The sequence below is a fragment of the Janthinobacterium sp. Bl 1 genome (genome assembly GCF_058215535.1).
On record NZ_CM177086.1, the window covers coordinates 2,536,264 to 2,560,519 of the forward strand.

The window sequence follows — 24,256 nt, forward strand, 5'->3', positions numbered from 1 at the left end:
ATGAGTACCTCCAAAAAACCCTTGGCCATCGGCGCCGCCGTCATTGTTCTTGCCTTCGTCGGCTGGGGCTTGTACCAGGCATTCCAGCCGCAGCGCCTGCCTTTGCAGGGACAGATGGATGCGCAGGAAGTCAATGTCTCGTCCAAAGTGCCGGGCCGGGTGGGCGAGCTGTACGTCAAACTGGGCCAGACGGTGCCGAAAGGCCAGCTGCTGTTCCAGCTGACGAGCCCGGAAGTGGATGCGAAGATCGCGCAAGCGACGGCCGCCACGCAAGCGGCCGATGCCGTGGCGCAAAAGGCGCAAGCGGGGGCGCGTCCGGAAGAAGTCGCGGCCGCGAAAGCCAACTGGGAGCGGGCACAAACGGGGGCCACCATTGCCAAAACGACGTACACCCGCGTCAACAATATGTACGAGCAAGGCGTGATCGCCCAGCAGAAACGCGACGAGGCGCAAGCGCAATGGCGTGCCGCCGACCAGCTGGCGCAAGCTGCCCGTGCGCAATATGACATGGCGCAAAAGGGCGCCCGTCCCGAAGACAAGACGGCCGCCGCCGCCCAGGCGCGCCAGGTGGGCGCCGTGCTGACGGAAGCGCAGATTGCCCTGGCCGAAACAAAGATCGCCGCGCCCGTGGCGGGCCAGGTCAGCAAGATCCAGATACAGCCGGGCGAACTGGCGCCGCAAGGTTTCCCCGTGATTACCCTGGTGAACCTCGACGATGCCTGGGCCGTGCTGCAAGTGCGCGAAGATGAAATGGCCGCGTTTGGCATGGGCAGCACGCATACGGCCAATGTGCCGGCCTTGAAACAGCAACTGAGTTTCAAGGTCAGCTCCGTGGCCGTGCTGCCGGACTTCGCCACGTGGCGCGCGGCCCGTCCGGGCGGCACGGATTTGCGCACGTTTGAAATCCGCTTGCGTCCCGCCATCAAGGTCGAGGGCTTGCGTCCTGGCATGTCGGTCGTGTTTCCACCGCTCTGATACTAGATGAACGAAGCGGATAAAGAGCCGGTTTCGGCGCTGGCACGCGAGTGGCGGCGCTTGCGCGGCGACTTCTGGGACTTTGGCATGCTCAGCTGGATTCCGGTCGTGCTGTGCGGCATGCTGTGGCTGGTGTTTTCGGCCGGCATCGCGCGCGACTTGCCCATCGTCGTCATCGACAACGATAACTCCACCTTGTCGCGCCAGCTCACGCGCTGGCTCGACGTCTCGCCCGGTGTCCAGGTGGCGGCGAAAGTGGCGTCCAGCGACGAAGCCTTGCATCGCTTGCGCGAGCGCACGGCGTTTGGCTACCTGCTGATCCCCGACGATTTCGAGCGGGAACTGCTGGGCGGACGCCAAGCCACCGTGCAATGGCTGTACAACGCGCAATTTTCCTCGCACGCGGGCGCCTTGCTGCGCGACGTGCGCACGGTCAGCACGACCTTGTCGGCCGGCATCGAGATGACGGCGCGCGCAAAAAAAGGCATGTCGGGCGTGCAGGCTGCCGCCCAGTTCGAACCGATCCGCACGACCTTGAACAGTTTATACAACGAGAACATCAGCTATGAAGCGTTCCTGACCCTGGCCCTGATGCCGGCCATGCTGCAGATTTTCATCGTCGTCGCCATCGTCACGAGCATAGGACGCGAGTTGCGCGACGGCACGGTGCCGCAATGGCTGGCCTCGGCCGATGGCAGCTGGCTGCGCGCCATCGGCGCCAAGCTGCTGTTTCCCCTCATCGCCTACTGCGCGCTGGCGCTGCTGTACTTGTTGTTCTTCAGCCTGGCGCGTGGCTGGGCCGTGGCGGGCAGCTTGCCGGCGTTACTACTGAGCATGCTGCTGCTGGTACTGGCCTATTGCGGCCTGGCCACCCTGCTGATCGGCGCCACCTTGTCCCTGCGTCTGGCGCTGTCGGGCGCCGCCTTCATCACGGCGCCGGCCTTCGCGTTTGCGGGCCAGGCTTTTCCCTTGATGGCCATGCCGGCACCGGCCCGCGCCTGGGCGGAAGCCTTGCCGCTCACGCATTATCTGCAGCTGCAAACGAAATACTGGCTGGCCGGCGCGCCATGGCGTTATGGCGTGCAGGAAATGTTGATACTGGCCGGTATCGCCATCGGCTGCGGCGCCGTGGGCGTGTTCCTGCTGGCGCGCCGCGCGAATGCGCCAGCCGCCTGGGGACGCACATGATGTGGCCTGCGTTTATCGCCACCTGGCGCGCCATGCTGACGGACAAGGGCGCGCTGACCTTGCTGTTCATCGGCGGCATCATCTATTCCTTCTTTTATCCGCTGCCATACTCGACGGAAATCGTCCAGCGCGTGCCCGTGGCCGTCGTCGACCAGGACCGCAGCGCCATGTCGCGCCAGCTGACGCGCTTTGCCATGGCCCATCCGTCGCTGCAAGTCGTGGCCGTCACGCCGGACCTGCCCGTCGCGCAGGATTTATTGTGGCGCGATGAGGTCATGGGTGTGCTGATCATTCCCGACGGCTTGCAGACGGACGTGCTGGCCGGACGCGCCGCCCACGCGCAAGTGGCGGGCAACGGCTTGTATCTGATGCTCAACAAGGTGGCCTTGAACGGCCTGGCCGAAGTGGTGGGCACCGTGTCGGCCGGTATCGAATTGAAACGTCTGGGGGCGGGCACGCCATCGGGTATCCAGGCCAATGCGCAGCGCTCGCCCATCGCCTTTGACGCCGTGCCCCTGTTTAACGTCAAGGAAGGCTATGGCGCCTATGTCGTGCCGGGCGTGGCGACCTTGATCGTGCAGCAGACCTTGCTGATCGGCATGACCATGCTGTTCGGCACTTGGTACCAGCGCAAGAGTTTCCCCGTGACAGGCAAGCGCACGGCGGGCGGCTATGCGGGCATGCTGCTGGCGTTTGCCTGCGTGGCTTTCCTCAACTGCTGCTATTTCTTCGGCTTTGTCTTCTGGTTCCAGGATTACCCGCGTGGCGGCAACTTTGGCGGCATGCTCCTGCTGCTGGTGCTGTTTTCGCTGGCGGAAGCGGCCTTCGGCATGCTGCTGGGCATGCTGTTCCGCACGCGCGAGCGGGGCACGCAGCTGATGATCGCCACGTCGATGCCCGTGCTGTTCCTCGCGGGCCTGACGTGGCCCGTGTCGTCCATGCCCGTCGTGCTGCAATGGCTGCGCTGGCTGCTGCCTTCGACGGCCGGCATCCAGGGCTTTGTCGCGCTCAACCAGATGGGCGCCTCGCTGTATGAAATCCGCCATGAAGTGGCGGGCTTGCTGGCCTTGCTCGTGGCCTGCGTGGCGCTGGGCTGGTGGCGCTGGCGCGCCGAGGCGCCAGCGCCCATCGTCCAACAACGGTGATCACGAAACCAGGGAAAGAGCCGGAGCCCCAACTGCCGCATCGTTAGCGAAGGGATCCATCATGCTTTCTGCAATGCCGCCAGCAGCAGCTGGCAAAAACCGTCACGCAAGGGGTCGGGCAGGTTGTCATTGGCCCGCAGCAGGCTGTCGACGCGGGGCAGCGGTGCCAGCCGTTCCAGTGCCGCGTGCCGGTGCACGCCCTGGCCCAGCTTGCGTTCATTGACCACCGCCATGCCCAGGCCGGCGGCAACCGCGGTCAGCATGCCCGCCACCGATGGGCATTCCAGGCCCACGCTCCAGGCCATGCCGGCCTGGCCCAGCTTTTCCTCGGCCAGACGGCGGTAAAAGCAGTGCGGCCCGTAGGTGATCAGCTTGACGGTTTCTCCCGGCAAAGCCTGCTCTGCCGAGGCAGCGCACCAATGCAGCGTTTCTGTCCATAACAGCGTGTCTCCCGGCGCCGCCTTGCCGGCAAAATCCTGGTGCAAAATCACATCGAGCACGCCGTCGGCAAAGCGTTCGCGCAATACCTGGCTTTGCTCCACCACCAGCTGCACGTCCACCTTGGGGTGGTGATGCGAGAACTGCGACAGCACCGCGCACACGTCCGCCAATGAAATCTGCTCCGTCACGCCGATGCGCAGCCGGCCTTGCATCGCCGATGGCGAAAAATGGGCGACGGCGTCATCGTGGGCGTCGAGTATGTTGAGCGCATGCCGCAGCAGCACGGCTCCCTGGTCGGTCGTGCCAAACAGCCCGCCGCTGCGCGCCAGCAGCTGGCAATCGAGCTGCTGCTCCAGCCGCTTGATTTTCCAGCTGACGGCCGACTGGCTCAGATGGAGCAGGCTGGCGGCCTGGCTCATGCTGCCGGTTTGTACCACGGCCCTGAACACACGCAGGGCGTCGACGGATAGACGCAAATTCATGGGTTATGACAAAAGTTGGATTAAAAGTAAAAAGAATGTCACTGGCGTCATGTTCAGTCTAGCCTTAGCCTGCAGGTTCTGCAAACAAAAGGACATCTGATGACGAGTCAAGAACCGCTGTTGAATGGCCACGCCCTGATCCACGGCCAGCGTATCGCCACCGGCATCCATGGCGCAGGCGCGCCGCTGGTGCTGGTGCATGGCACGCCGGCGCACAGCATTATCTGGCGCGAACTGGTGCCGCTGTTCGTCGATGCCGGTTTCCACGTGCACCTGTATGACTTGCTGGGCTTCGGACGATCCGAGCGGCCCGTCGAGGCCGATACCTCGGTAGCGGCGCAGGTGACCGTGCTGGCGGCCTTGCTCGACCACTGGCAACTGCCGACCACCCACTTGTTCGGCCACGATATCGGCGGCGCCATTGCGCTGCGCCTGGCGTTCGACCATGCGGCGCGCCTGCGCAGCTTGAGCATCGCCGACGCGCCCAGCTACGATTCCTGGCCATCGCCCACCTGGAAGCATCTGCGCGATGACTTCGCCAGGTGTGCTTTGATGCCGGCCAGCGAGCATCGCGCCACGATGGCGCGCCAGCTGGGCATGGCCGTTTTTCACAAGGACAGGATGCAGGGCGAGCTTCTGCGGTCTTACCTGGAGCCGCTGTGCGGCGTGGTGGGCCAGCCCTCGTTTTACCAGCATCAGGTGGCCCACTATAACGCCTGCCATACGATGGACTTTACCGAAAAACTGCCGCAGTTGACCTTGCCGGTACAGGTCTTATGGGGCAGGCAGGACGAGTGGCAGCCGGTCGCTTATGGCCATCGCCTGCAGCGCGATATTCCCGGCGCCACCTTGCACCTGTTTGACGAGGCCGGGCACTTCCTGATGGAAGATGCGCCAGCGGCCGTCGCGGCACAAGTGATCGCGTTTATTCATCAGATGGAGAGGAGGGGGCCATGATATTGATCGGAATGCTCGATTCGCCTTACGTCAGGCGCGTTGCCATTGGCATGAAAGTGCTGGGCCTGGAACATGAACACCGGCCCTTGTCGGTGTTTTCCGATTTCGACCAGGTACAAGCGATCAATCCTGCCGTCAAAGTGCCGACCCTGGTCACCGGCGACGGCCAGGTGCTGATGGACTCGAGCCTGATCCTCGCATATCTGGAGGAGCTGGCCGCGCATGCGCCCCGCATCAGGCCGGAGCCTGCACGCCTGCGCGCGCTGTGCCAGACCAGCTATGCTTTGGCGGCCTGCGACAAAGCCGTGCAGATCGTCTATGAGCGGCGCTTGCGCCCGCAGGAAAAGCAGCACCAGCCCTGGCTGGACCGGATCCAGCTGCAGTTGCATGGGGCCTGGCGGCAGCTGGAAGCGTCATTGCGCGAAGAGGCGCCGAACTGCCTGAGTATGGCCGGCATCACCGTTGCGGTGGCCTGGAGTTTTGCTCAGCAGATGGTGCCCGACGTGATGGCGGCCAGCGACTGTCCGGCCGTGGCCGCGCTGACGGCGCTGGCCGAGCGGCAGCCGGTGTTTCTGGCTACGCCGATGGCGGGCTAATCTGCTTTCATCCGAACCGGTAATTGCAGGCGGCTTGTGCAATAATTTCATTTCCTTAACGGAAGAGTATTGCCATGCCGTCTTTTAATCTGTTCCAGCGCCTGTCCCAGGCCCCCACCAAACCCAAGTCCGCGCCCGTTGCGCGGCAGTTCGACGTGGCGGACCTGTACCAGGGCCCCATCGCGCTGGGAGCGGAAGGCGAGGCGCAGGCGCGGCCTTTCGATGAAAAGCTGCGTCAGGCCTACTTCTGGATCGTCAACCACGCCATCATCAGTCCCCATTACGATATCGAGTACAACGACGGCCCGTCGCAGACGTATTCCGTGGGCGACAGCCGCCGTAGACTGAATCTGCCGTCGGCGCAAAGCTATTCGAGTTTTATCCTGCTGCCGCTGCTGACGTTCGCCACGCGCCGCAAATGCCTGTTCGTCGGCGGGCCTGGACGGGGCAAGACGGCCAGCGCCCTGCTGATGGGCGTGCTGGCCGGCTCCACCGTCAAGGAAGTCAAACGCGCCATGCAGCATGGCCACCCGCAGATGACTGTGGCCGACTTGCTCGGCAATCCGCTGCCGGCCGATCTGGTCAACGCGCAAAGTATGGACGATATCCGCATCGCCTGGCGCGCCTGGCTGGGCATGCGCGTGAAAATCGTCGATGAATACAACCGCATCCCCACGCGCACGCAAAGCGCGCTGCTCACCGTCATGGGCGACAATTACGCGGAAGTGCTGAACCATATTTACGAATGTCCGGAGGCTGCCTGGTATCTGACGGCCAACGACGACCAGGGCGGCGGCACCTACCAGGTGATCGAGGCGCTGCGCGACCGGGTCGACGTGACGGTGCAGGCGCTCGCCTTCAATCCCCGCTTTTTAAATGAACTGCTGCTGCGCGTGGAAGAAAACGTGCGCCCCGAAGAATTGGTGCCGCCCGATATCATCTTCACGGAAGGGGAGGTGGACCAGATCGGCGAAGCGATCCGCCAGGTGGGCATACCCGACGCAGTGCGCCGGCGCCTGGAATTCTTCGCCAGCCAGTTCGAGCTGTTCGAGACGGCCGGCGGCCAGTTCGAATACATGACCAAGGACACGGCCCGCCTGGCCGGCGCCGACCGGGGGCAGGCGCAGGCGGCCGACAATGGGCGTGACCGTCTGAAAGACCTCGGTTGCCAGACCTTGAACGGCATCTCCGTGCGCACCCTGATGGCGCTCATGATCTACGCCAAGGCCATGGCTTACTTCCGCGGCAATGGCGAGGTGGAGCTGGAAGACTTGCGCCAGGTGCTGCCATTCGTCCTGCATAACAAGCTGCAGCCGGACCCGGACGCGCCATTTTTCGCGCTGCCGGAAAACGCCGCCTACCGCAGCGACAGGCTGGGCTGGCTGCGCCGTTTGTTCGATCTGTCGAACGATGAATTCAACCGCCTGGACCTGGACCGCGACGACCCTGTCGGCGTGCTGTCGGCCGAATTCGACCTTGGCCTCGACGGCGTCAGCGAACGCGAAACCCTGGCGCGTTTGAACCGCATCGAAAAGCTGATCGCCGAACGCACGAAAGGAAGAAAACTATACGGTCCCCTGTACGACGACCTGTTGAAACTCAAGTACCTGCACCAGCGCTATACCAACTACCGCAGCTGGCTGCGTTCGCAATGAGCGTCCTGCGTTGTCAAGGCTTCCTGGAAGCGCTGGCCCTGCTCAATGGCGAAGCGAGTGACCTGTGCGCGAGCTACGAGTTGCAGCGCCTGCCCGATGCACCCGATCTCTCCACGGCGCTGGGCTTGCGCGTCGAAGACTATGCCCTGCACGTCATCGCACCCGCGCGCGACTTGCCGGCCGCCCTGTGGCACATCAAGGTCGCGCCGTGCGGGCGCGCGGAATTGGAACAAGTGTGCCAGCGCTGGTTTTTCTCGTCGCGGCACATGCAGGCGGCGCCACCGGGGCGTTTTCGGGCGCAGCTGGTGGCCGCCTTCCTCGAGTCGCTCGACGACGCGCTCGGTGGATTTTCCCTGCACGCCGTGACGATGACGCCACCAATGTGGTACGCAATCCACTGGGACGAGATCGCGTTCGAGCGCGATGGCGAACGCTATCTGCTGCACTTTTCGCACAGCGACTGACGGGCCGCGATGATTTCTCCTGCTTTTGCCTCGATACTTGCCAGCGGCCGCACCCAGTTCAATGCGCGCGCGGCGGAAGCGCGCCGGCGTTTTCCCTCGCTCGACATGGCCGCCTTCGGCGCCTTCTTGCACGATGGCGTTGATCCGCTGGTGCTGGCCGTGTGTTCCGCCGCGCCCGAGCGCGTGGGCGGCGTCACCCTGGCCGCGTACGACATGGCCCTGGAACTGGTGGGCCATGGCCTGGCCGGCCCGGCCGCGAAAAATACCTTCTTGAATACCGTGTGGCGCGAACTGGCGCCGCAGTTCGCACCGCTGCTGGCGCCGGCGCCCGTGGATGTATTGGGCATGCTCAGCAACGCCGCCATCCACATAGCCTCTGTGGCCGGGGCGCGGCCCGCGCAGTGGCAGGCCGGGATGGCTGCCGTGGCGCCGCAAGTGGGCAGCGTCGCGCAGCTGCGCGCCGTGGGCCAGGTGCTGGCCTGGCGTGCCGGCGTCGCGCATTTCCGCCAGGGCGCGCTGGCCGCCGCCGACACCTTGCCACCGGCGCTGGCGCTGGCCGCGTTTGACGAGCCGGGTGCGCAATGGCCGCAGGTGCATGCGCAGTTGCTGGACTATCCCTGGCGCGGCAATGCCGAGGGCAGGGAGTTCGGCAGCTTCAGCGGCCTCGGTGGCGATTTCGGCACGCCGCCGCAGGTGCGCGCAACAAACGACGGTTTTGTCGTGCGCAGCGCCGAGCGCCATTACCTGCTGGTAGCCGACGCCTATGGCGCCGTGCTCCACAGCGCCACGGCGCAGGAGTATGAGCAGGCCACTACCGGCATGCCATCGTCCGTGCGCCTCGATGGGGCCACCGTGCACGTCGGCGCGCGCAGCATCGCGCTCGACCTGCCGGCCGATGACATCGCGCTTGCGGCGAATGCGCACACGCTGGCCATTACTTCACCGTGGACGCATGCGATCCGCCTGCTGCCGCTCGCATGAAGACGACCGTCGATACCGCGCTGATCGACGCCTGGGGCGCCGCCTGGCCCGAGGCCCTGGCCGTGTGGAGCAAATTTACGCGCTTGCGCGACCCGAACCTGTGCGCCAGCCGCGTCGAGGCCAGCAAGCAGGGCTTGTCCGGCAGTTTCGCCATGATCCGGCTGCTGGACCAGAGCGTCGTGGTGGACTTGCCGCTGGTGACGGAGCTGGGCCTGGACGACTATGCGCTGGAAGTGCTCGCCCATGAAATCGGCCACCACATCCTCGCGCCGGGCAGCGCCAGTGACCAGTTCCGCCTGCTGGCGCGCATGCGCCGTGCCTTGCCCACCCTGGAGCAGCACGCGCCCATGGTGGCCAATCTGTACACGGACCTGTTCATCAACGACCGTTTGCAGCGCCAGGCGAACCTGCGCATGGCCGATATCTACCGCAAGCTGGAGCAGGGGCGCACTGAGGACGCCAAGGCCAGCGGCGGCGTATGGACCCTGTACATGCGCATCTATGAAAACCTGTGGCAGCTGGAAAAGGGTGAGCTGGGTGGCGGCGAGGCCGACGAGCGGCTGGACACGGATGCCTGGCTCGGTGCGCGCCTGATCCGCGTGTATGCGAACGACTGGATGCTGGCGGCAGGCCGCTTCGCCACCTTGCTGCTGCCTTACCTGGTCGAGGATACGGATGCATTGAGCCCGAGCCGCTATCTGCTCGACACGCGCGATGCGGCCCGTGGCTGCCAAACGTATGGAGCGCAGCAGATCGAGGATGACGAAGAGGACGGCGCCATCCATCCTGTGCACGACAAGCGCATCTCGGGTCTCGATGGGGATGAGCCGCCTGCCAAGGCGCCGGCCAGGCAGGGCGGCGGCCAGCTGCGCGAACCGTTCGAGCTGGGCGACATTCTAAAGGCGTCGGGCGTGAACCTGAGCGACCATGAAATCGCCATCCGCTACTACCGCGAGCGGGCCTTGCCGCACCTGGTGGCGTTCCCCAGCCGCCCCGCGCCCGAATCGCAGGAGCCGCAGATGGAAGGGCTTGAGCCGTGGGAAATCGGCGACCCGCTGGAAGACATCGACTGGCTGCAATCGGTGATGCAGTCGCCGCGCCCCGTGCCGGGCGTGACCACCGTGCGCCGCGTGTATGGCCGCGAACCGGCGCGCGCCATCGACGCCGTGCCCGTCGACCTCGACATGTACGTGGACAGTTCCGGTTCCATGCCGAACCCGCAGTCGCATACTTCATTTTTGACACTGGCTGGTGCAGTCATCGCGCTATCGGCCTTGCGCGCCGGCGCGAAAGTGCAGGTGACCCTGTGGAGCGGCAAGAACGAGGTGATGCAAACGCCAGGTTTCGTGCGCGATGAAGACATGATCCTGGGCGTGCTGACGGAATTTTTCGGCGGCGGCACCTGCTTCCCCATCCACCGCCTGCGTCAGACCTATGCGGCAAAGCGCGAACGGCCCGCGCACATTCTGATGATTTCCGACGACGGCATCACCACCATGTTCGACAAGGATGAGCTGGGCAACAGCGGCTGGGATATCTCGGCGAAAGCGCTGGCCCAGGGCGGCGCGGGCGGCACCATGGCCCTGAACCTGGAGCGCGAATGGGAGGGCGCGGCGGCTAACAAGTGGCTGCAGAAAACCTATGACGACTTGAAGCGCGCGCGCCGCGAGCAGGGCTGGGATATCCACGCCGTCGAGCGCTACGAGGACTTGCTGGACTTTGCACGGGCGTTCAGCCGGCGCCACTATGTTTAAATCCGGGGTCAGACCCGCCGGGTCTGACCCCAGCCTTTGCTTTTGGGGCTAAATTTGCGCATCACTGTATTAAGAAAAGGCCCATGAATATCTCTGGTCCCCACCTCGAAACCCTGACCCACCGCCTGGCCGACACGCCCGTCGAATTCCTCGCCGAGCCTCGCATCGCCGGCGTCGCCAATGCGCAGGCCGTGGCCGTGGCCGCGCTGGTCAATGACATTTTGCTGCTGCATGGCGCCCGCGCGCCGGCCGCGTCCCTGCACGGGTTCATCGGCGCGCAAGTGAAGGCGGACCGCAACCGGCTGGCGCTGGCCATGATCGTGTGCTGGCTGCTGGCCGACGACTGGTTCACCGGCCAGCAATTGCCGCAGCCAGCCTTGCTGCAAGTGCTGGGCGAGGCGGCGCGCGAACTGGCCGCCGCCACGCCGGCCCACCAGTTCACGCAAGACCCCGAGCGGCGCGAGGAACTGGCGCGCATCGTGCTGGCGCGCCTGGGTTTTCGGCCCCGCGACGAAAGCGTGGCGCAGGCGACGGACAGATTGTCCGCCATCAGCGGCACGGAACGCCGCCGCCTGCTCGAAGCGAGCCGGCTGGCCGAACAGCGCGCGCGCGAAATCCGCGAGGCGCTGGCGAAGAAGGCGGCCGAGGAATCGGCCGACAAGTGGTCGCGCGAATGACGCTCTCTGGCAAACCTGACGTCAACCTGCCTGGCGGCGCCTGGGAATCGGACCGCGACTACTGTCCCACCCTGACACCGGCGGGCGCGCGCATGCTGGCGCACTTGCGCAATCATCCTAGCGCCCCTGTCTACCGCAACCGCAGCGGCAACAAGCTGCTGGCAGCGGAGGTCGAATCACTGCGTGCCTATGAGCAGGAAGTCATGGACGCGGTAGTCGCTTGGAGCGCCGATGCGCCGCCGCCCTGGCTGTCGGATTTTCTCGGGACGGTCTACGCCACGGTGCCCCATTACCGCGCCTGCGGCTCGCCACCCGCGCGCCTTGCGGACGTGGCGCCCATCAGCCGCGCCGAACTGGCGCACGACATCGCCGCCTTCGTGCCCGACGATGCGGACCTGGCGCGCATGATCAATTTCCAGACGACGGGCACCACGGGCCACCCGCTGCTGATCGCTTCGCACCCGCTGGTGGCGGGGCGCTACCTGGCCTTCCACAAGCGCGCGCTGCGCCGCTTCGGCGTGACCTTGCGCCATGGCGCGGGGCAGGTGGGCGTGATGCTGCTGGGGCACCAGCGCCGCTGCTTCACTTATGTTTCCGTCACGCCCACCATGAACGAATCGGGCCTGGCGAAGATCAATCTGCACGTGGACGACTGGCGCGACCCGGACGACCGCGCGCGCTACCTGGACGCCATGGCGCCCGAGCTGATCGCGGGCGACCCCATTTCGTTTGCCGAACTGCTGACCTTGCCCATGGCGCACAAGCCGGCCGCGCTGATGTCCGTGTCGATGATGCTGTTGCCCGGCATGCGCGCGCGCCTGGAACAGCGTTTCGGCTGCCCCGTGCTCGACATCTATTCGCTCAATGAAGTGGGGCCCGTTGCCGTCTACGATGAACGGGCGGGCGGCCACGTGCTGCTGCAGCACCGGCTATACGTGGAAATCCTCGATACTGCGGGCCAGCCCGTACCCGATGGTGCGCGCGGCGAAATCACGGTGACGGGCGGCTTCAATTTCTGCCTGCCCCTCGTGCGCTACCGCACGGGCGACTACGCTTCGCTGGCGCATGGCCCGCACGGCCCCGTGCTGGTGGGGCTGGCGGGACGCAGCCCTTTGCGCTATCGCACGGACAACGGCGAATGGATCAATAATATCGACATCACGCACGCCTTGAAACCGCTGGCCATCGCCCTGTTCGGCGTGCACCAGCATGGTGATGGCGCCATCGCGCTGCGCCTGGCGCCGGGCGCCATGCCGCAGGCTGACCGGGCGCGCGCCTTGCTCGCGCCTTTTTTTGGCGCCATCACGGTCGAGACTTTGCTGGCGGAAGACAAGATCATTCAATACACCTCGGATTTGCAGGAAGCGGCAGCATGAACTTTTACAAGCGCGGCCTCGTGGTCGGCAAATTTTGCCCGTTGCACCAGGGCCACGAACTGTTGCTCCATCGTGCGCAAGACGCCAGCGAAGAGCTGCTGGTGGTCAGCTACACGAAACCTGAATTTTCCGGCTGCGAGCCGGCGCGCCGGGAACGCTGGCTGCGGGCGCAGTTCCCGCAGGCGCACATCGTCGTGCTGGACGATGCGCGCCTTGCCGCGCTGTGTGCCGCGCGCGGCGTGCCGGTGCGGACCTTGCCGCACAACGACGATGACGGGGAGCTGCATCGCCACTTCATGGGCTGGTTGTGCTGGACGGTGCTGGAGCGGCCCGTCGATACCGTGTTTACCAGCGAAGATTATGGCCCCGGCTTTGCGCGGGTGCTGGAACGGCATTATGCGAGCGGGCCTGTGGCGCACGTGAGCGTGGACCAGGCGAGAACGTTGGTGCCCGTGTCCGGCACCGTGGCGCGGCAAGATCCACATGCGCACAGCGCCTTCCTGTCGCCCATCGTGCGCGCCGATTTTGTCACGCGCGTGTGCGTGCTCGGTGGCGAATCGAGCGGCAAGACGACCTTGGCGCAAGCGCTGGCGGCCCATTTCGAGACGGCCTGGGTGGCCGAGTATGGCCGCGAATTGTGGGAAAGCCAGGATGGCGTGTTGGTCTATGATGATTTGCTCAAGATCGGCCGCGAGCAGCTGCGCCGCGAAGCGCAGGCGCTGTTGGCCGCGCGGCGCTGGCTGTTTTGCGACACCTCGCCCATGACCACGTATTTCTACTGCATCGAGATGTTCGGCAAGGCCGAACAGGAGCTGGCGCAGCTGGCCGAACACCGCTACGACCTGGTGCTGCTGTGCGCCCCCGACTTCCCGTTCATCCAGGACGGCACGCGCCGCGACGAGGATTTCCGTGCGCGCCAGCATGCGTGGTATCAGGCGGAGCTGACACAGAGGGAAATCGCTTTTGTCGATGTGTCAGGTTCGGTGGATGACAGGGTCGGGCAGGTGGCGCAGTTGCTTGCGCGTGGGTCGGATTAGGTCCGAAGGGTCGTAATCCGACATCACCACATACGTCAACAATGTTGTCGGATTACGCGGCTGCGCCGCTAATCCGACCTACGTCGTAAAAGCTGTGTTCACGGCTTTCAGGATTTCATCGGAAAACGCTTCATCGTCGACGGCGCGCGCCAGCGCCACGGCGCCCACCATGGCCGACAGCATGACGATGGCGTCCTGCCGCGCATGGTTTTTCTTTTTCCACGGGAAATGCGCTGCCAGCTTGCCGATGATGGACTTCAGGTGGAAGGTGAAGGCAGGGCGCACGGCAGGCTGCTTGCGCGCGTCGCCCGCCAGCGCCGCCAGCAGACAGCCATCGCCCGGTGCGTCGCGGTGGGCTGCGCTCACGTAATCGCGCACGTACTGGCGCATCGCTTCCGGGCTGATGGTCGCCGCATCGAGCGCCACGCGCGAGTGTTCCGAACCGTGCAGGGTGCTTTCCGCCATCAGCGCTTCCTTCGAGGCGAAATGGTTGTAGAAGGGGCCGTGCGTGAGTCCCGTCGCCTGCATGATCTGCCCCACGCTGACGCCGTCGTAACCCTTTTCACGGAATAGCCGCGCCGCCTGCGTCAGGATGCGCTGGTGCTTTTCGGCGGTTTCTTCGGCGGGATAACGCATGGCAAGCTCCTGATCGCGATTCAAAAAATAATGGTTGACATCATACATGATGTTCGTCATGCTTCAACACATTAAACATGATGACCGTCATATTTAATGTGTTGAAGCATGATGGCTATCATGTTTGATGGCCTCAACCCACCCCATACTCAAGAAGGAATGATCATGAATGCAGTTACTACCCAAGGCACGGCCCTCATCACCGGCGCCTCGTCCGGCCTGGGCGCCGTGTATGCGGACCGCCTGGCCGCGCGCGGCTTCGATTTGATCCTCGTGGCGCGCCGGGTCGAGCGCCTGGGCACCCTGGCTGCCTCGCTGGCGGAAAAATATGGCGTGGCCGTGCGCGCCATGGCGGCCGATCTGGCCGCACCGGCCGACCTGCAGCGCGTGGTCGAAGAACTGGCCAGCAACCCAGCCATCACCATGCTGGTGAATAACGCGGGTGTCTCGACCCTGGGCGCCGTCGTGGACTCGCCACGCGAGGGTATCGCCGCGATGGACCAGGTCAACGTGGCGGCGCTGGCGCAACTGACGTACGCCGTGCTGCCGCAGTTCAAGCAGCGCAACCGGGGCACCATCATCAACATCGGCTCCGTGCTGTCCTTCCACATCCTGCCCGTCAGCACGATCTACAGCGCCACCAAGGGCTATGTGATGAATTTCACGCGGGGCTTGCAGCAGGAACTGGCCGGCACGGGCATCACGGTGCAGCTGGTGCTGCCCGCGTCGACGGCGACGGAAATCTGGGAATTGAGCGGCGTGCCGCTGTCGCAGCTGGACCAGGCGACCATCATGCGCGCGGAAGACTGCGTCGATGCGGCGCTGGCGGGCCTGGACCAGGGCGAGCTGGTGACCTTGCCTTCGGTGGAAGACCAGGTCTTGTGGGAGCAGTTCGATGCGGCCCGCCTGGCCCTGTTCGCGGGCGCGATGCGCGGCAAGCCGGCATCGCGCTATGGCGTCAAAGCCAGCGATTAAGCGGCGTTGAGCGCCTGCTCCAGGTCTTCGCGCAAGTCGTCGATATGCTCGATGCCCACGGACAGGCGCAGCATGTCTTCCGACACGCCCGCCTTGGCCAGTTCCTCGGGATTGAGCTGGCGGTGCGTGGTGGACGCCGGATGCGTGGCCAGCGACTTGGCGTCGCCGATATTGACCAGGCGCGTGAACAGCTGCAGGGCGTCGAGCACGCGGGCGCCTGCCGCGCGCGGATCCTCGCCAGCCGCCAGTTTCAGGCCGAAGGACAAGATGCCCGAGGCGCGGCCGTGCATGTATTTTTTCACCAGCGCGTGGTCCGGGTGGTCTTCCAGGCCCGCGTAATTGACCCACGCGACCTTCGGATGCTGTTTCAGGTGTTTGGCCAGTGCCAGCGTGTTGTCGCAGATGCGGTCCATGCGCAGGGCCAGGGTCTCGATGCCCTGGATCAGCTGGAACGCGCTCAAGGGGGAAATCGCGGCACCCATGTTGCGCAGCGGGACGACGCGCGCGCGGCCGATGAAGGCGGCGGGGCCGAACGCTTCCGTGTAGACGACGCCGTGATACGACACGTCCGGCTCGTTCAAGCGCTTGAAGCGTTCCTTGTGCTCGGCCCACGGGAATTTGCCGCTGTCGACGATGGCGCCGCCCACGGTGGTGCCGTGACCGCCCAGGTATTTGGTCAGTGAATGGACGACGATGTCGGCGCCATGCTCGATGGGGCGGAACAGATAGGGGCTGGGCACCGTGTTATCGACGATCAGCGGGATGCCGTGCGCATGCGCGATCTCGGCCAGTTTCGCCACATCGGTGACATTGCCCAGCGGGTTGCCGATCGATTCGCAGAAGATGGCCTTGGTGCGCGCATCGATCAGGGCGGCGAAGGTCTCCGGCTGGCGCGCGTCGGCGAAGCGCACTTCGATGCCGATCTGCGGCAGGGTGTGGGCAAACAGGTTGTAGGTGCCGCCATACAGCTGGCTGGCGGAGATGAAATTGTCGCCCGCTTCGGCAATCGTCTGGATCGCATAGGTGATGGCCGCCATGCCCGACGCCACGGCCAGCGCGGCCACGCCGCCTTCCAGCGCGGCGACCCGTTTTTCCAGCACGTCTTGCGTGGGGTTCATGATGCGCGTATAGATATTGCCTGCCACCTTGAGGTCGAACAGGTCGGCGCCATGCTGGGCATTGTCGAAGGCGTAGGCCACCGTCTGGTAAATGGGGACGGCGGCCGCCTTGGTGGTCGGGTCGGGGGTATAGCCGGCGTGCACGGCCAGGGTTTCGATTCTCATGTGGTCTCCGGTTTCAATAGTCTGTGTGGTGAAATCCGCAGCCATTGTGCCATGCGACCATTAGCGCGTTGCTACGCTTGATAGAATATTAAGTCATAAGCTAGTGCGGTCTTGATATAAGTCATGCAGCTCCGCCGGTCCGATGAAACGTTCATGCGTGCCATGCTGGGCGCAGGCAAACGCGCCGCCGATGGCGCCGCGGCGCATGGCGGCGTCGATGCCTGCACCATCGAGCCAGGCATGCAAAAAGGCGGCGACAAACGAGTCGCCGGCGCCATTCGTGTCCACCACGGGCAGCGTCAAGCCCGCCGTCGGATAGTGGCGCACGGACGCGCCGTTCCGTTCCAGCAGGTAGGCCCCATCCGCGCCCGCCATCGCGATGACGGCCTGCGCGCGGCCTTCCGAAATAATCGCGTGCATGACGTCGTCCCGGCGCTCGCCCAGCGCCGCCGTGCTGAGGAAGACCAGGTCGGCGCGCAGTGCGAATTTTTTATGGTGCGGGTTGACGCCATCCCAGTCGTGCAGGTCGGTCGATACCGTCGTGCCGCACGTCAGTGCATCGTCAAACAGCTGGGCCACCCAGCCCATGATGGAAAAGTGCGCGTGGCGCGCCGGTCCCAGGTAGGGCAGATAGAAGGCGGCAGGCATGCGCACGTCTTCCGGGTGGCGCCCGTCATACAGCGACAGCCGGCGTCCTTGCGGGTCGACGAGGTTGACGCTGCGCCGCGTGCCCGAAGGTTCGACGATGTGCGAGAAATCGAGTTTGGCTTCCTTGTAGCGCTGCAGGATGGCCGCGCCTTGTGCATCGTCGCCGATGAAGTCGATGAACTTGCAGCGCAAGCCCAGCGCGTGGCAACCGAGCGCCACGCCATTGCCCGTGTGCGCCACGTAATCGCGGATGGGCGGCACGTGGACGGAGTCGGCGACGGGCAGTTGCAGGTCGGCGACGCGCACGATCGTGTCGATGCCGGCGCCGCCGACCACTAAGATGTCATAGTTGCTCATGGTGCTGCCTTTTCTAACAGGACGGCGCCGGCCGCGTTCACGGCGACGGCACCCTCCTTGACGATATAAGTTTGATGCGTGTAGGCGTCGCGCAGTTGTGTACCATCGGTGAACACGCCGTGTACCTTCAGTTCGAGCGCGCCTTGCGCTTCGGGCACGGCGATGATGGCGTCATCCTGCATCACGCGGGCGAACGCATATGGCTTGTCGTTGATGAACCGGTGTTCGCCGCGCGCCAGGGCAGGGTGGCGCAGCCGGAACTGGCCCAGCTTGCGTGCATGCGCCAGGGTGGCCGCATCGAGCGTCTTCCAGTTCATGTCGGAGCGTGTCGCCTGCTGTTCGTCGCCGACAGGCGCCGTGCCAGGCTGGCGCGCGCTTTCATCGCCGTAGAACAGCTGCACGCCGCCCGGCGCCAGCAGCAGGGCGCTCAAGCCATGTTTCAGCCGGTCGCGTGGGAACAGGCTGGTGTCGTGCGACGAGATATACGACAGGATGTCGTAGCGGGGACCCGAGGCTTTGTTCAGCAAGCCCGCATACTGGCGGTAGACGCCGTCGATGCTTTTCCAGTCGCCGCCCGCGCGATTCTGGAAATCGAAATTGATCATCGAGTCGAATCCCGCGTCATGCCAGCTGCTGCGCTCGGGGCCATGGCCCCATGCTTCGCCCGTCATCCAGAATGGTGCGTCGTCGATTTTCTGCTGCGGGTGGCGCGCCTTCCAGTCTTTCAGTGCGTCGGTGGCCGCCGCGCGCAGCGCCAGCCAGCTGGCCGGCTCCACGTGCTTGACGGTGTCGGCCCTGAAACCGTCGACGCCGAATTCGCGCACCCAGTCGGCCAGCCAGTGGACAAGGTAGCCGCGTACGGTGGTGTCGGGCAGGGCCACGGCGCGCGTGTCGCTTTTACGTTGCAGGATGGGAGGCAAGCCCACGGCCTTGCCGCTTTCCGTGCGGAAGTCGGGCAGGTAGGCCAGCTGCATCGTGAAATCATCCTTGCCGCCGTCGGGGTAGCCGGGCAAGCCGGCGCGCACCCAGTCCGGACCCCACCACTGCGCGAATGCGAAGTTGTTGTAGTCGATGAAGCTGTGATAGTCGCGCAGCACGGCCTTTTCGTGGCCGGGCCACAGCACGGGCACCTTGTACTGCGCCAGGGTGCGCAGGTCCGCATAGCCGGGATGGTTCAGCACCACGTCGAACAGCACGCGGATGCCTTGCGCGTGGGCCGTGTTGATCATTTCGCGCAATTCCTCGCGCGTGCCCATGTTGGCGTCCATCGTCGTGTAGTCGAGCGCCCAGTAGCCGTGGTAGGCGTAGTGCTGGAATTGCTGTTTGCCGCCCACCACCCAGCCGTGTATCTGCTCGTACGGCGCCGTGATCCACAGGGCGTTGACGCCCAGTTCCCTGAAATAGCCGGCCTTCAGCTTCTGCGTGATGCCGGCGATGTCGCCGCCGTGGAAGCTGCCGACGTCGCCGCCTTGCGGGTCGGCGGCGCGGCCATAACTGTGGTCGTTGCCGGGATTGCCGTTGGCGAAACGGTCTGTCACGGCGAAGTAGACAATCGGATTCTCGGCAAAGCTCCCTGCCTGCGCCGAAGCGCACAACAGCAGGGCGGCCAGCGTAGTCAGGGTGCGCCGCATGGTCAGCCTTTCACGCCGCCAGCCGTCAGGCCGGAGATCATCCATTTTTGCGCCAGCAGGAACACGGCCGTGATGGGCAGGCCGGACAAGATGGCGGCCGCGGCGAAGTCGCCCCACAGGTATTTTTGCTCGTACAGGAACAGCTTCGAGCCGACGGCCAGGGTCAGGTTGTTCTGTTCATGCAGCAGCACGGAAGCGATCGGGTACTCGATGATGGCACCGATGAACGACAGCAGGAACACCACCATCAGGATGGGCACCGTCATCGGCAGCAGCACGTAGACGAACGCTTGCCATTGGGTGGCGCCGTCGACCTTGGCCGCTTCCTCGATCTCGATGGGGATGGTTTGATAGTAGCCCTTGATGGTCCAGATATGCAGGGCGATGCCGCCCGTGTAGGCCAGCACCAGGCTGCCGTGGTGGTCGATGCCCAGCCATGGCACGTAGCTGCCCAGCACGTCGAAGATGGCGTAGATGGCCACCAGGGCCAGCACGGCGGGGAACATCTGCAGCAGCATCAGCGCGGACAGCGTCTGCGACTTGAAACGGAACTGCATGCGCGCGAACGCATACGCGCAGGTGGTCGACAGCAGCACGGTGACGGTGGCGCTCATGCTGGCTACCTTGATGGAATTCCACAGCCACAGCAGCACAGGGAAATCCGGTTCGACGAGGGCACCGTTGGGCGCCTGGTAGGACATGCCCAGCGCCAAACGCCAGTGCTCGAAGCTGATCTCGGGTGGTATCAGGCTGCCCGAGGCGAAATTGCCGGGCCGCAGGGAGATCGACAAGATCATCAGGAAGGGGAACATCACCAGCGCGATCAGCGCGATCACGGCGACGTGGGCCGCCAGGATGCGCCAGCGGTTGGAACGGTCGACAACGATAGCCATGGCTGTCCTTTATGCTTTGTTCATGCGCGTCAGGCGCATGTTGACCAGCGAAATCGCGGCCACGAGGAAGAAGATCAGGGTCGAGATGGCGGCGGCCAGGCCAAAGTTCTGGCCGGAATCCTCGAACGCGATGCGGTAGGTGTAGGACACGAGCAAGTCCGTCGTGCCGGCCGGCAAGGTGGTGTCGAGGAAATCGGGACGCCCGCCCGTCAGCAAACTGATCAGCACAAAATTGTTGAAGTTGAAACCGAGACTGGCCACCATCAGCGGCGTGAGCGGCTTGATGATCAGGGGCAGGGTGATCTTGAAGAAATTCGTCAGCGGTCCCGCGCCGGCCAGGGCCGAGGCTTCGTACAGGTCCGACGGAATCGCCTTGATCAAGCCCATGCACACCACCATCATGTAAGGGTAGCCGAGCCAGGTATTCACGATCAAAATCATGGCCTTGGCCAGGGTGGTGTCCGAGAACCAGGCGGGCTTGATGCCGAACAGGGCGTCGAGCACGAGGTTGATTTCACCAAAGTTATTGTTGAACAAGCCCTTGAAGACGAGGATGGAAATGAAGCCCGGCACGGCGTACGGCAGGAACAGCAGGGTGCGATACAGGCCGCGGAAGCGCAGCGCATCCCAGTTCAGGAGCACGGCCAGCACCATGCCCAGGCCTGTCGTCGTGGCCACGCTGATCAGGGCGAAAACGATGGTCCAGACAAAAATGCGCAGGAAGGGGCCGCGGAACGCTTCATCGGAGAAAATCTTGACGAAGTTGGCGAAGCCCACGTTCACTTTGAAGCCCGGTTCCAGTTTCGTGCCGTCCGGCATTTCATAAAAGCCCGTCTTGAAGTTCGGCGTCACCAGTTCACCCGTGGCGATCTTCTTCAAGGTCTTGTTCGGTAGTTGCTTGTAGACGTGCGCGACAGGTCCGAATTCGCGCAAGCCCACCATGCGCAGCTCGATCTTGTTCGGCAGCACGAGGGTGAGCAGTTTCAAATCCTTTTGCAGGGCGATGATGTCCTTGATGCCCAGCGGAGCGGCCAGTACGGGCGCCTGCACGGGATCGACCGGTGCGACCTCCACGTTCAGGGGCACGGCGCGCTTCAGGGCCAGCGGCTGCGTCAAGAGCACTTCGCCCGTGTCCGGGCTTTCCAGGCGCAAGCGGTATTCTTTATTGTCGGCATGCACGGTCATCGCATAGCCGGCGCTTTCCACCCGCTGCGTTTCGTCGAGCAGATATTGCGTGGCCCGTTCATAGGTGAGCAGGTTGCGCGAGCTGAAATTGGTAAAGCCGATCGACACCGTGTACACCATCGGCAGCAGCACGAAGACGATCACCGCCGTGATGCCGGGAAACAGGTAACGGTAGGCATAGGCGCGCGGCGACGTGAAGACGAACGTCGTCAGGGTCAGCAAGCCGAGGAAAACGGCGGCCAGCATGGTCTGGCCGGAAATGTACAACATGAAGAGCAGATACAGACCCAGCGCCATGCTGATGGTCAATACCGTAGGGCCGATAAACTTGCGCACGATGGATACCTGTGAAGATGGATGCTGTTTGCGTTGAACTTGTACGCAACGGAGAGCTGGGGTCAGACCCGGCGGGTCTGACCCCGGATTTCTGCTGATGGTCGAAAATTAAATTCCGACCAACCAACCTCTATTAATTCGCCGTCGTAATCCGCTTCGCCGCCGCATCCAGGCCATCCTTGGTCGTCTGGCGGCCTTGCGTGATGTTTTCCAGCGCCGATTGCATCGACGACCAGAAGCGGCCCATTTCCGGGTTGTTCGGCATCGGGCGGCCCGCTTGCGCGCTTTCCATCGTCGCCTGGATGTTCGGGTTGGCTTTCAGCTCCGCGAACAGCACCTTGTTAGCTGGCGTGCCCAGCGGGACGTCGGCGTTGATGGTTTTCAAGCCATTGAGCTGCAGCATCTGGTTTTCCAGGAATTCCGTGGCCAGGTCCTTGTTCGGGCTGGCCTTGGAAATCATCGCGCCCAGCACGCCCACGAATGGCGTAGCCGTCTTGCCTGCCACGGTAGGGATCGTTGCCACGCCGAAATTGATCTTCGACTTGCGCGCATTGTCCCACGACCATGGGCCGTTGATCATCATGGCGATCTTGCCCTGGTTGAAGCCCGCTTCCATCTCGGCATAGCCGGCGCCCTTCGGCATGGCGCCGCTGTTGATCAGGGTCATCAGCGCATTCACGCCTGCCTGCGAACCGGCATTGTTCACGCCTGTCTTGGCTGCATCATAGCGGCCGTCGGACTTGACTTCAAAGGGGAAGCCGCCGCCCGCGCCCAGCAATGGCCACGTGAAATAGGTATTCGTGTAATCCCACAGGATGGCTTTCTTGCCTTGTGCAGACAATTTCTTGTCCAGCGCGGCGATTTCCTCGAAGGTTTTTGGCGGTGTCGGCACCAGGTCCTTGTTGTAGACGAGGGCGACGGCTTCGATGGAGATCGGGTAGCCCCAGGTCTTGCCGCTCACCGTGAAGGCATTCCAGGCCAGCGGCAGGATGGCGGCGCGCGCTTCCTTGCTTGGAGTCAATGGTTGCAGCAAGCCGGCGTCGATCCAGGTGCCGATGCGGTCATGCGGCCAGATCCAGATATCCGGACCCTTGCCGGCGGCGGCCGCTTGCTGGAATTTGTTTGGCGCATCTTCCGGATGCTCGACGACAACCTTGATGCCCGTCTTCTTGGTGAATTCTTCGCCGACCTTGGCCAGGCCTTTGTAGCCCTTGTCGCCATTGATCCAGATCAGCAGGGTGCCTGCTTCGGCCGCGTTCGCCATGCTGACGGCGGCCAGGTTGCCGATGCCGGCCAGGGCGGCGGCGATCAGGGTGGTTTTGATGAAGCTGCGTTTCGGGTGCGTGAAGGACATGTCAATCTCCAGTGTCTTTTTTTATGCTAAGTTTATGTTGAGTATCAAGGCTGAAACGATACAACCAGGCCAGGCGGCGCCTGTAGCGCCTGGCCCCTTAAAGCCGGGGTGTCAGGTGCGGGTCTGGCCGTGCTCGTCGAACACGTGGACGCGGGCCGGCGCCACTTGCAGCGCCACGGATTGGCCAATGGCCCAGTCCGTTTCCGCATCGGCGCGCACCACCAGGGGCTCGTCGCCGCCTGCTACGTGCACATACAGATAGCTGATGTCGCCCAGTTTCTCCACAGCCTGCACGGTGGCCGTGATGGCTGCCGTAGCGCCGGGCGCGCATGCCTGCACGTGTTCGGGACGCGCGCCGACGGTGACGGGGGTGCCGCTGGCCAATGGCTGCGTCAACACGGCTTGCAGCATGCCGCCCGCGTTGGTGGCGATGGTGGCCACGCCGTCGGCGTAGCTGTGGATCTTGCCCTTGAGGAAGTTCATGCGGGGCGAACCGAGGAAGCCGGCCACGAACAGGTTGGCGGGGTGGTGGTACAGCTCGAGCGGCGCGCCCACCTGCTCGATGCGGCCCGCGTTGAGCACGACGATGCGGTCGGCCAGGGTCATCGCTTCGACCTGGTCATGCGTGACGTAAATCATGGTCGAGCGCAATTCGCGGTGCAAGTTCGCCAGTTCGATGCGCATCTGCACGCGCAGCGATGCGTCGAGGTTCGACAGCGGTTCGTCGAACAGGAAGACGTCGGGCTTGCGCACGATGGCGCGGCCGATGGCCACGCGCTGGCGCTGGCCGCCCGACAAGTCCTTCGGTTTGCGTTCCAGCAATGGTTCGATGCGCAGGATTTGCGCGGCGCGCTGCACGGCGTCGGCGATTTGCACCTTGCTCATGCCGGCCAGTTTCAGGCCGAAGGCCATGTTCTGCGCCACGCTCATGTGCGGGTACAGGGCGTAGCTCTGGAACACCATGGCGATGCCCCGTTTGGCGGGCGGCACGTCGTTCATGCGGGTCTTGCCGATGAACAAGTCGCCGCCGCTGATTTCTTCCAGGCCGCATATGCTGCGCAACAAGGTGGATTTGCCGCAACCCGACGGGCCCACGAAGACCATGAATTCGCCGTCCGCGATCTCCAGGTCGATGCCGTGCAGGGTTTGCACGTCGCCATATGCCTTCTTCAGCCCTGCTAATTTCAATCCTGCCATGTCGTCCTCATCATCTCAATTTGGCCCCGCTGA

General features: G+C 64.1%; 22 protein-coding genes. 13 read left to right on the forward strand and 9 right to left on the reverse strand.

The window, feature by feature from the left end:
* Genes AC4BCN_RS11505 through AC4BCN_RS11515 form a run of 3 tightly spaced genes read left to right on the forward strand, consistent with a single transcriptional unit; the run spans window position 1 to window position 3,308 of the window.
* The gene (locus AC4BCN_RS11505) at window positions 1-975 is read left to right on the forward strand and encodes an HlyD family secretion protein (RefSeq protein ID WP_128139808.1); all 975 of its coding nucleotides are present in this window, start codon (window positions 1-3) and stop codon (window positions 973-975) included.
* A gap of 6 nt (window positions 976-981) precedes the next feature.
* On the forward strand, window positions 982-2,163 hold the full coding sequence (locus tag AC4BCN_RS11510; RefSeq protein WP_490493337.1) for an ABC transporter permease: 1,182 nt from the start codon (window positions 982-984) through the stop codon (window positions 2,161-2,163).
* Window positions 2,160-3,308 carry an ABC transporter permease gene (locus AC4BCN_RS11515; RefSeq protein WP_490493338.1) on the forward strand — a complete coding sequence of 383 codons (1,149 nt, stop codon included), beginning with the start codon at window positions 2,160-2,162 and terminating at the stop codon, window positions 3,306-3,308. Before AC4BCN_RS11510 ends, AC4BCN_RS11515 begins: the two co-directional genes overlap by 4 nt.
* Window positions 3,309-3,367: 59 nt before the next feature.
* Here the strand turns inward: AC4BCN_RS11515 and AC4BCN_RS11520 are convergent, their stop codons facing one another.
* A complete protein-coding gene (locus AC4BCN_RS11520; RefSeq protein WP_490493339.1) occupies window positions 3,368-4,231 on the reverse strand; it encodes a LysR family transcriptional regulator in 864 nt (287 codons plus the stop codon).
* Between the two features lie 99 nt (window positions 4,232-4,330).
* Between AC4BCN_RS11520 and AC4BCN_RS11525 the strand changes: the two genes are divergently transcribed.
* The 9 genes from AC4BCN_RS11525 (at window position 4,331) to AC4BCN_RS11565 (ending at window position 13,728) form a co-directional block, all read left to right on the forward strand.
* Window positions 4,331-5,188 (forward strand): alpha/beta fold hydrolase, encoded by an 858-nt coding sequence (locus tag AC4BCN_RS11525; RefSeq protein WP_490493340.1) that lies wholly within the window; start codon window positions 4,331-4,333, stop codon window positions 5,186-5,188.
* Window positions 5,185-5,784 carry a glutathione S-transferase gene (locus AC4BCN_RS11530; RefSeq protein WP_490493341.1) on the forward strand — a complete coding sequence of 200 codons (600 nt, stop codon included), beginning with the start codon at window positions 5,185-5,187 and terminating at the stop codon, window positions 5,782-5,784. The genes AC4BCN_RS11525 and AC4BCN_RS11530 overlap by 4 nt, the downstream gene beginning before the upstream one ends.
* Before the next feature lie 74 nt (window positions 5,785-5,858).
* Window positions 5,859-7,439 carry an AAA family ATPase gene (locus AC4BCN_RS11535; RefSeq protein WP_490493342.1) on the forward strand — a complete coding sequence of 527 codons (1,581 nt, stop codon included), beginning with the start codon at window positions 5,859-5,861 and terminating at the stop codon, window positions 7,437-7,439.
* The gene (locus AC4BCN_RS11540) at window positions 7,436-7,903 is read left to right on the forward strand and encodes a hypothetical protein (RefSeq protein WP_128139801.1); all 468 of its coding nucleotides are present in this window, start codon (window positions 7,436-7,438) and stop codon (window positions 7,901-7,903) included. Before AC4BCN_RS11535 ends, AC4BCN_RS11540 begins: the two co-directional genes overlap by 4 nt.
* 9 nt (window positions 7,904-7,912) lie before the next feature.
* Entirely contained in the window at window positions 7,913-8,884 is a 972-nt protein-coding gene (locus AC4BCN_RS11545) for a hypothetical protein (RefSeq protein ID WP_490493343.1), read from the forward strand.
* The gene (locus AC4BCN_RS11550; RefSeq protein ID WP_490493344.1) at window positions 8,881-10,638 is read left to right on the forward strand and encodes a vWA domain-containing protein; all 1,758 of its coding nucleotides are present in this window, start codon (window positions 8,881-8,883) and stop codon (window positions 10,636-10,638) included. The genes AC4BCN_RS11545 and AC4BCN_RS11550 overlap by 4 nt, the downstream gene beginning before the upstream one ends.
* A gap of 83 nt (window positions 10,639-10,721) precedes the next feature.
* Window positions 10,722-11,315 (forward strand): hypothetical protein, encoded by a 594-nt coding sequence (locus AC4BCN_RS11555; RefSeq protein ID WP_034757062.1) that lies wholly within the window; start codon window positions 10,722-10,724, stop codon window positions 11,313-11,315.
* Entirely contained in the window at window positions 11,312-12,691 is a 1,380-nt protein-coding gene (locus tag AC4BCN_RS11560) for a phenylacetate--CoA ligase family protein (RefSeq protein WP_490493345.1), read from the forward strand. Before AC4BCN_RS11555 ends, AC4BCN_RS11560 begins: the two co-directional genes overlap by 4 nt.
* Window positions 12,688-13,728 carry an AAA family ATPase gene (locus AC4BCN_RS11565; protein ID WP_490493346.1) on the forward strand — a complete coding sequence of 347 codons (1,041 nt, stop codon included), beginning with the start codon at window positions 12,688-12,690 and terminating at the stop codon, window positions 13,726-13,728. Before AC4BCN_RS11560 ends, AC4BCN_RS11565 begins: the two co-directional genes overlap by 4 nt.
* 78 nt (window positions 13,729-13,806) lie before the next feature.
* Here the strand turns inward: AC4BCN_RS11565 and AC4BCN_RS11570 are convergent, their stop codons facing one another.
* Window positions 13,807-14,364, reverse strand: a complete 558-nt coding sequence (locus tag AC4BCN_RS11570) for a TetR/AcrR family transcriptional regulator (protein ID WP_072454868.1) — start codon at window positions 14,362-14,364, stop codon at window positions 13,807-13,809.
* 165 nt (window positions 14,365-14,529) lie between these two features.
* On the opposite strand from AC4BCN_RS11570, the gene AC4BCN_RS11575 reads away from it, so the two are divergent.
* Window positions 14,530-15,339 (forward strand): SDR family NAD(P)-dependent oxidoreductase, encoded by an 810-nt coding sequence (locus tag AC4BCN_RS11575; protein ID WP_338681771.1) that lies wholly within the window; start codon window positions 14,530-14,532, stop codon window positions 15,337-15,339.
* On the opposite strand, the gene AC4BCN_RS11580 is transcribed toward AC4BCN_RS11575, so the two are convergent.
* The 7 genes from AC4BCN_RS11580 to AC4BCN_RS11610 form a co-directional block, all read right to left on the reverse strand.
* A complete protein-coding gene (locus AC4BCN_RS11580) occupies window positions 15,336-16,622 on the reverse strand; it encodes an O-acetylhomoserine aminocarboxypropyltransferase/cysteine synthase family protein (RefSeq protein ID WP_070218279.1) in 1,287 nt (428 codons plus the stop codon). The two genes, AC4BCN_RS11575 and AC4BCN_RS11580, sit on opposite strands and share 4 nt — an antisense overlap.
* Before the next feature lie 93 nt (window positions 16,623-16,715).
* On the reverse strand, window positions 16,716-17,627 hold the full coding sequence (locus tag AC4BCN_RS11585) for a carbohydrate kinase family protein (protein ID WP_338681774.1): 912 nt from the start codon (window positions 17,625-17,627) through the stop codon (window positions 16,716-16,718).
* A complete protein-coding gene (locus AC4BCN_RS11590) occupies window positions 17,624-19,303 on the reverse strand; it encodes an alpha-amylase family glycosyl hydrolase (protein ID WP_338681776.1) in 1,680 nt (559 codons plus the stop codon). The genes AC4BCN_RS11585 and AC4BCN_RS11590 overlap by 4 nt, the downstream gene beginning before the upstream one ends.
* Complete coding sequence (gene malG, locus AC4BCN_RS11595; protein WP_034757081.1) at window positions 19,261-20,151, reverse strand: maltose ABC transporter permease MalG; 891 nt, start codon at window positions 20,149-20,151, stop codon at window positions 19,261-19,263. The genes AC4BCN_RS11590 and malG overlap by 43 nt, the downstream gene beginning before the upstream one ends.
* Window positions 20,152-20,160: 9 nt before the next feature.
* Window positions 20,161-21,672, reverse strand: coding sequence for a maltose ABC transporter permease MalF (gene malF / locus AC4BCN_RS11600; RefSeq protein ID WP_338681778.1), 1,512 nt, complete (start codon window positions 21,670-21,672; stop codon window positions 20,161-20,163).
* A 133-nt stretch (window positions 21,673-21,805) separates the two neighbouring features.
* Window positions 21,806-23,026 (reverse strand): maltose/maltodextrin ABC transporter substrate-binding protein MalE, encoded by a 1,221-nt coding sequence (gene malE, locus AC4BCN_RS11605; RefSeq protein ID WP_051991836.1) that lies wholly within the window; start codon window positions 23,024-23,026, stop codon window positions 21,806-21,808.
* 111 nt (window positions 23,027-23,137) lie between these two features.
* Window positions 23,138-24,223, reverse strand: a complete 1,086-nt coding sequence (locus tag AC4BCN_RS11610) for an ABC transporter ATP-binding protein (protein ID WP_128139790.1) — start codon at window positions 24,221-24,223, stop codon at window positions 23,138-23,140.
* Window positions 24,224-24,256: the final 33 nt, after the last annotated feature.

Coding starts and splice junctions, on each gene's coding strand:
- AC4BCN_RS11560 (WP_490493345.1), top strand. CDS start 11,312: ATGACGCTCTCTGGCAAACCTGACGTCAACCTGCCTGGCGGCGCCTGG.
- AC4BCN_RS11570 (WP_072454868.1), bottom strand. CDS start 14,364: ATGCGTTATCCCGCCGAAGAAACCGCCGAAAAGCACCAGCGCATCCTG.
- malE (WP_051991836.1), bottom strand. CDS start 23,026: ATGTCCTTCACGCACCCGAAACGCAGCTTCATCAAAACCACCCTGATC.
- AC4BCN_RS11540 (WP_128139801.1), top strand. CDS start 7,436: ATGAGCGTCCTGCGTTGTCAAGGCTTCCTGGAAGCGCTGGCCCTGCTC.
- AC4BCN_RS11545 (WP_490493343.1), top strand. CDS start 7,913: ATGATTTCTCCTGCTTTTGCCTCGATACTTGCCAGCGGCCGCACCCAG.
- AC4BCN_RS11590 (WP_338681776.1), bottom strand. CDS start 19,303: ATGGATGATCTCCGGCCTGACGGCTGGCGGCGTGAAAGGCTGACCATG.
- AC4BCN_RS11580 (WP_070218279.1), bottom strand. CDS start 16,622: ATGAGAATCGAAACCCTGGCCGTGCACGCCGGCTATACCCCCGACCCG.
- AC4BCN_RS11505 (WP_128139808.1), top strand. CDS start 1: ATGAGTACCTCCAAAAAACCCTTGGCCATCGGCGCCGCCGTCATTGTT.
- AC4BCN_RS11530 (WP_490493341.1), top strand. CDS start 5,185: ATGATATTGATCGGAATGCTCGATTCGCCTTACGTCAGGCGCGTTGCC.
- AC4BCN_RS11565 (WP_490493346.1), top strand. CDS start 12,688: ATGAACTTTTACAAGCGCGGCCTCGTGGTCGGCAAATTTTGCCCGTTG.
- AC4BCN_RS11550 (WP_490493344.1), top strand. CDS start 8,881: ATGAAGACGACCGTCGATACCGCGCTGATCGACGCCTGGGGCGCCGCC.
- malG (WP_034757081.1), bottom strand. CDS start 20,151: ATGGCTATCGTTGTCGACCGTTCCAACCGCTGGCGCATCCTGGCGGCC.
- AC4BCN_RS11610 (WP_128139790.1), bottom strand. CDS start 24,223: ATGGCAGGATTGAAATTAGCAGGGCTGAAGAAGGCATATGGCGACGTG.
- AC4BCN_RS11585 (WP_338681774.1), bottom strand. CDS start 17,627: ATGAGCAACTATGACATCTTAGTGGTCGGCGGCGCCGGCATCGACACG.
- AC4BCN_RS11525 (WP_490493340.1), top strand. CDS start 4,331: ATGACGAGTCAAGAACCGCTGTTGAATGGCCACGCCCTGATCCACGGC.
- AC4BCN_RS11520 (WP_490493339.1), bottom strand. CDS start 4,231: ATGAATTTGCGTCTATCCGTCGACGCCCTGCGTGTGTTCAGGGCCGTG.
- AC4BCN_RS11535 (WP_490493342.1), top strand. CDS start 5,859: ATGCCGTCTTTTAATCTGTTCCAGCGCCTGTCCCAGGCCCCCACCAAA.
- AC4BCN_RS11510 (WP_490493337.1), top strand. CDS start 982: ATGAACGAAGCGGATAAAGAGCCGGTTTCGGCGCTGGCACGCGAGTGG.
- AC4BCN_RS11555 (WP_034757062.1), top strand. CDS start 10,722: ATGAATATCTCTGGTCCCCACCTCGAAACCCTGACCCACCGCCTGGCC.
- AC4BCN_RS11515 (WP_490493338.1), top strand. CDS start 2,160: ATGATGTGGCCTGCGTTTATCGCCACCTGGCGCGCCATGCTGACGGAC.
- AC4BCN_RS11575 (WP_338681771.1), top strand. CDS start 14,530: ATGAATGCAGTTACTACCCAAGGCACGGCCCTCATCACCGGCGCCTCG.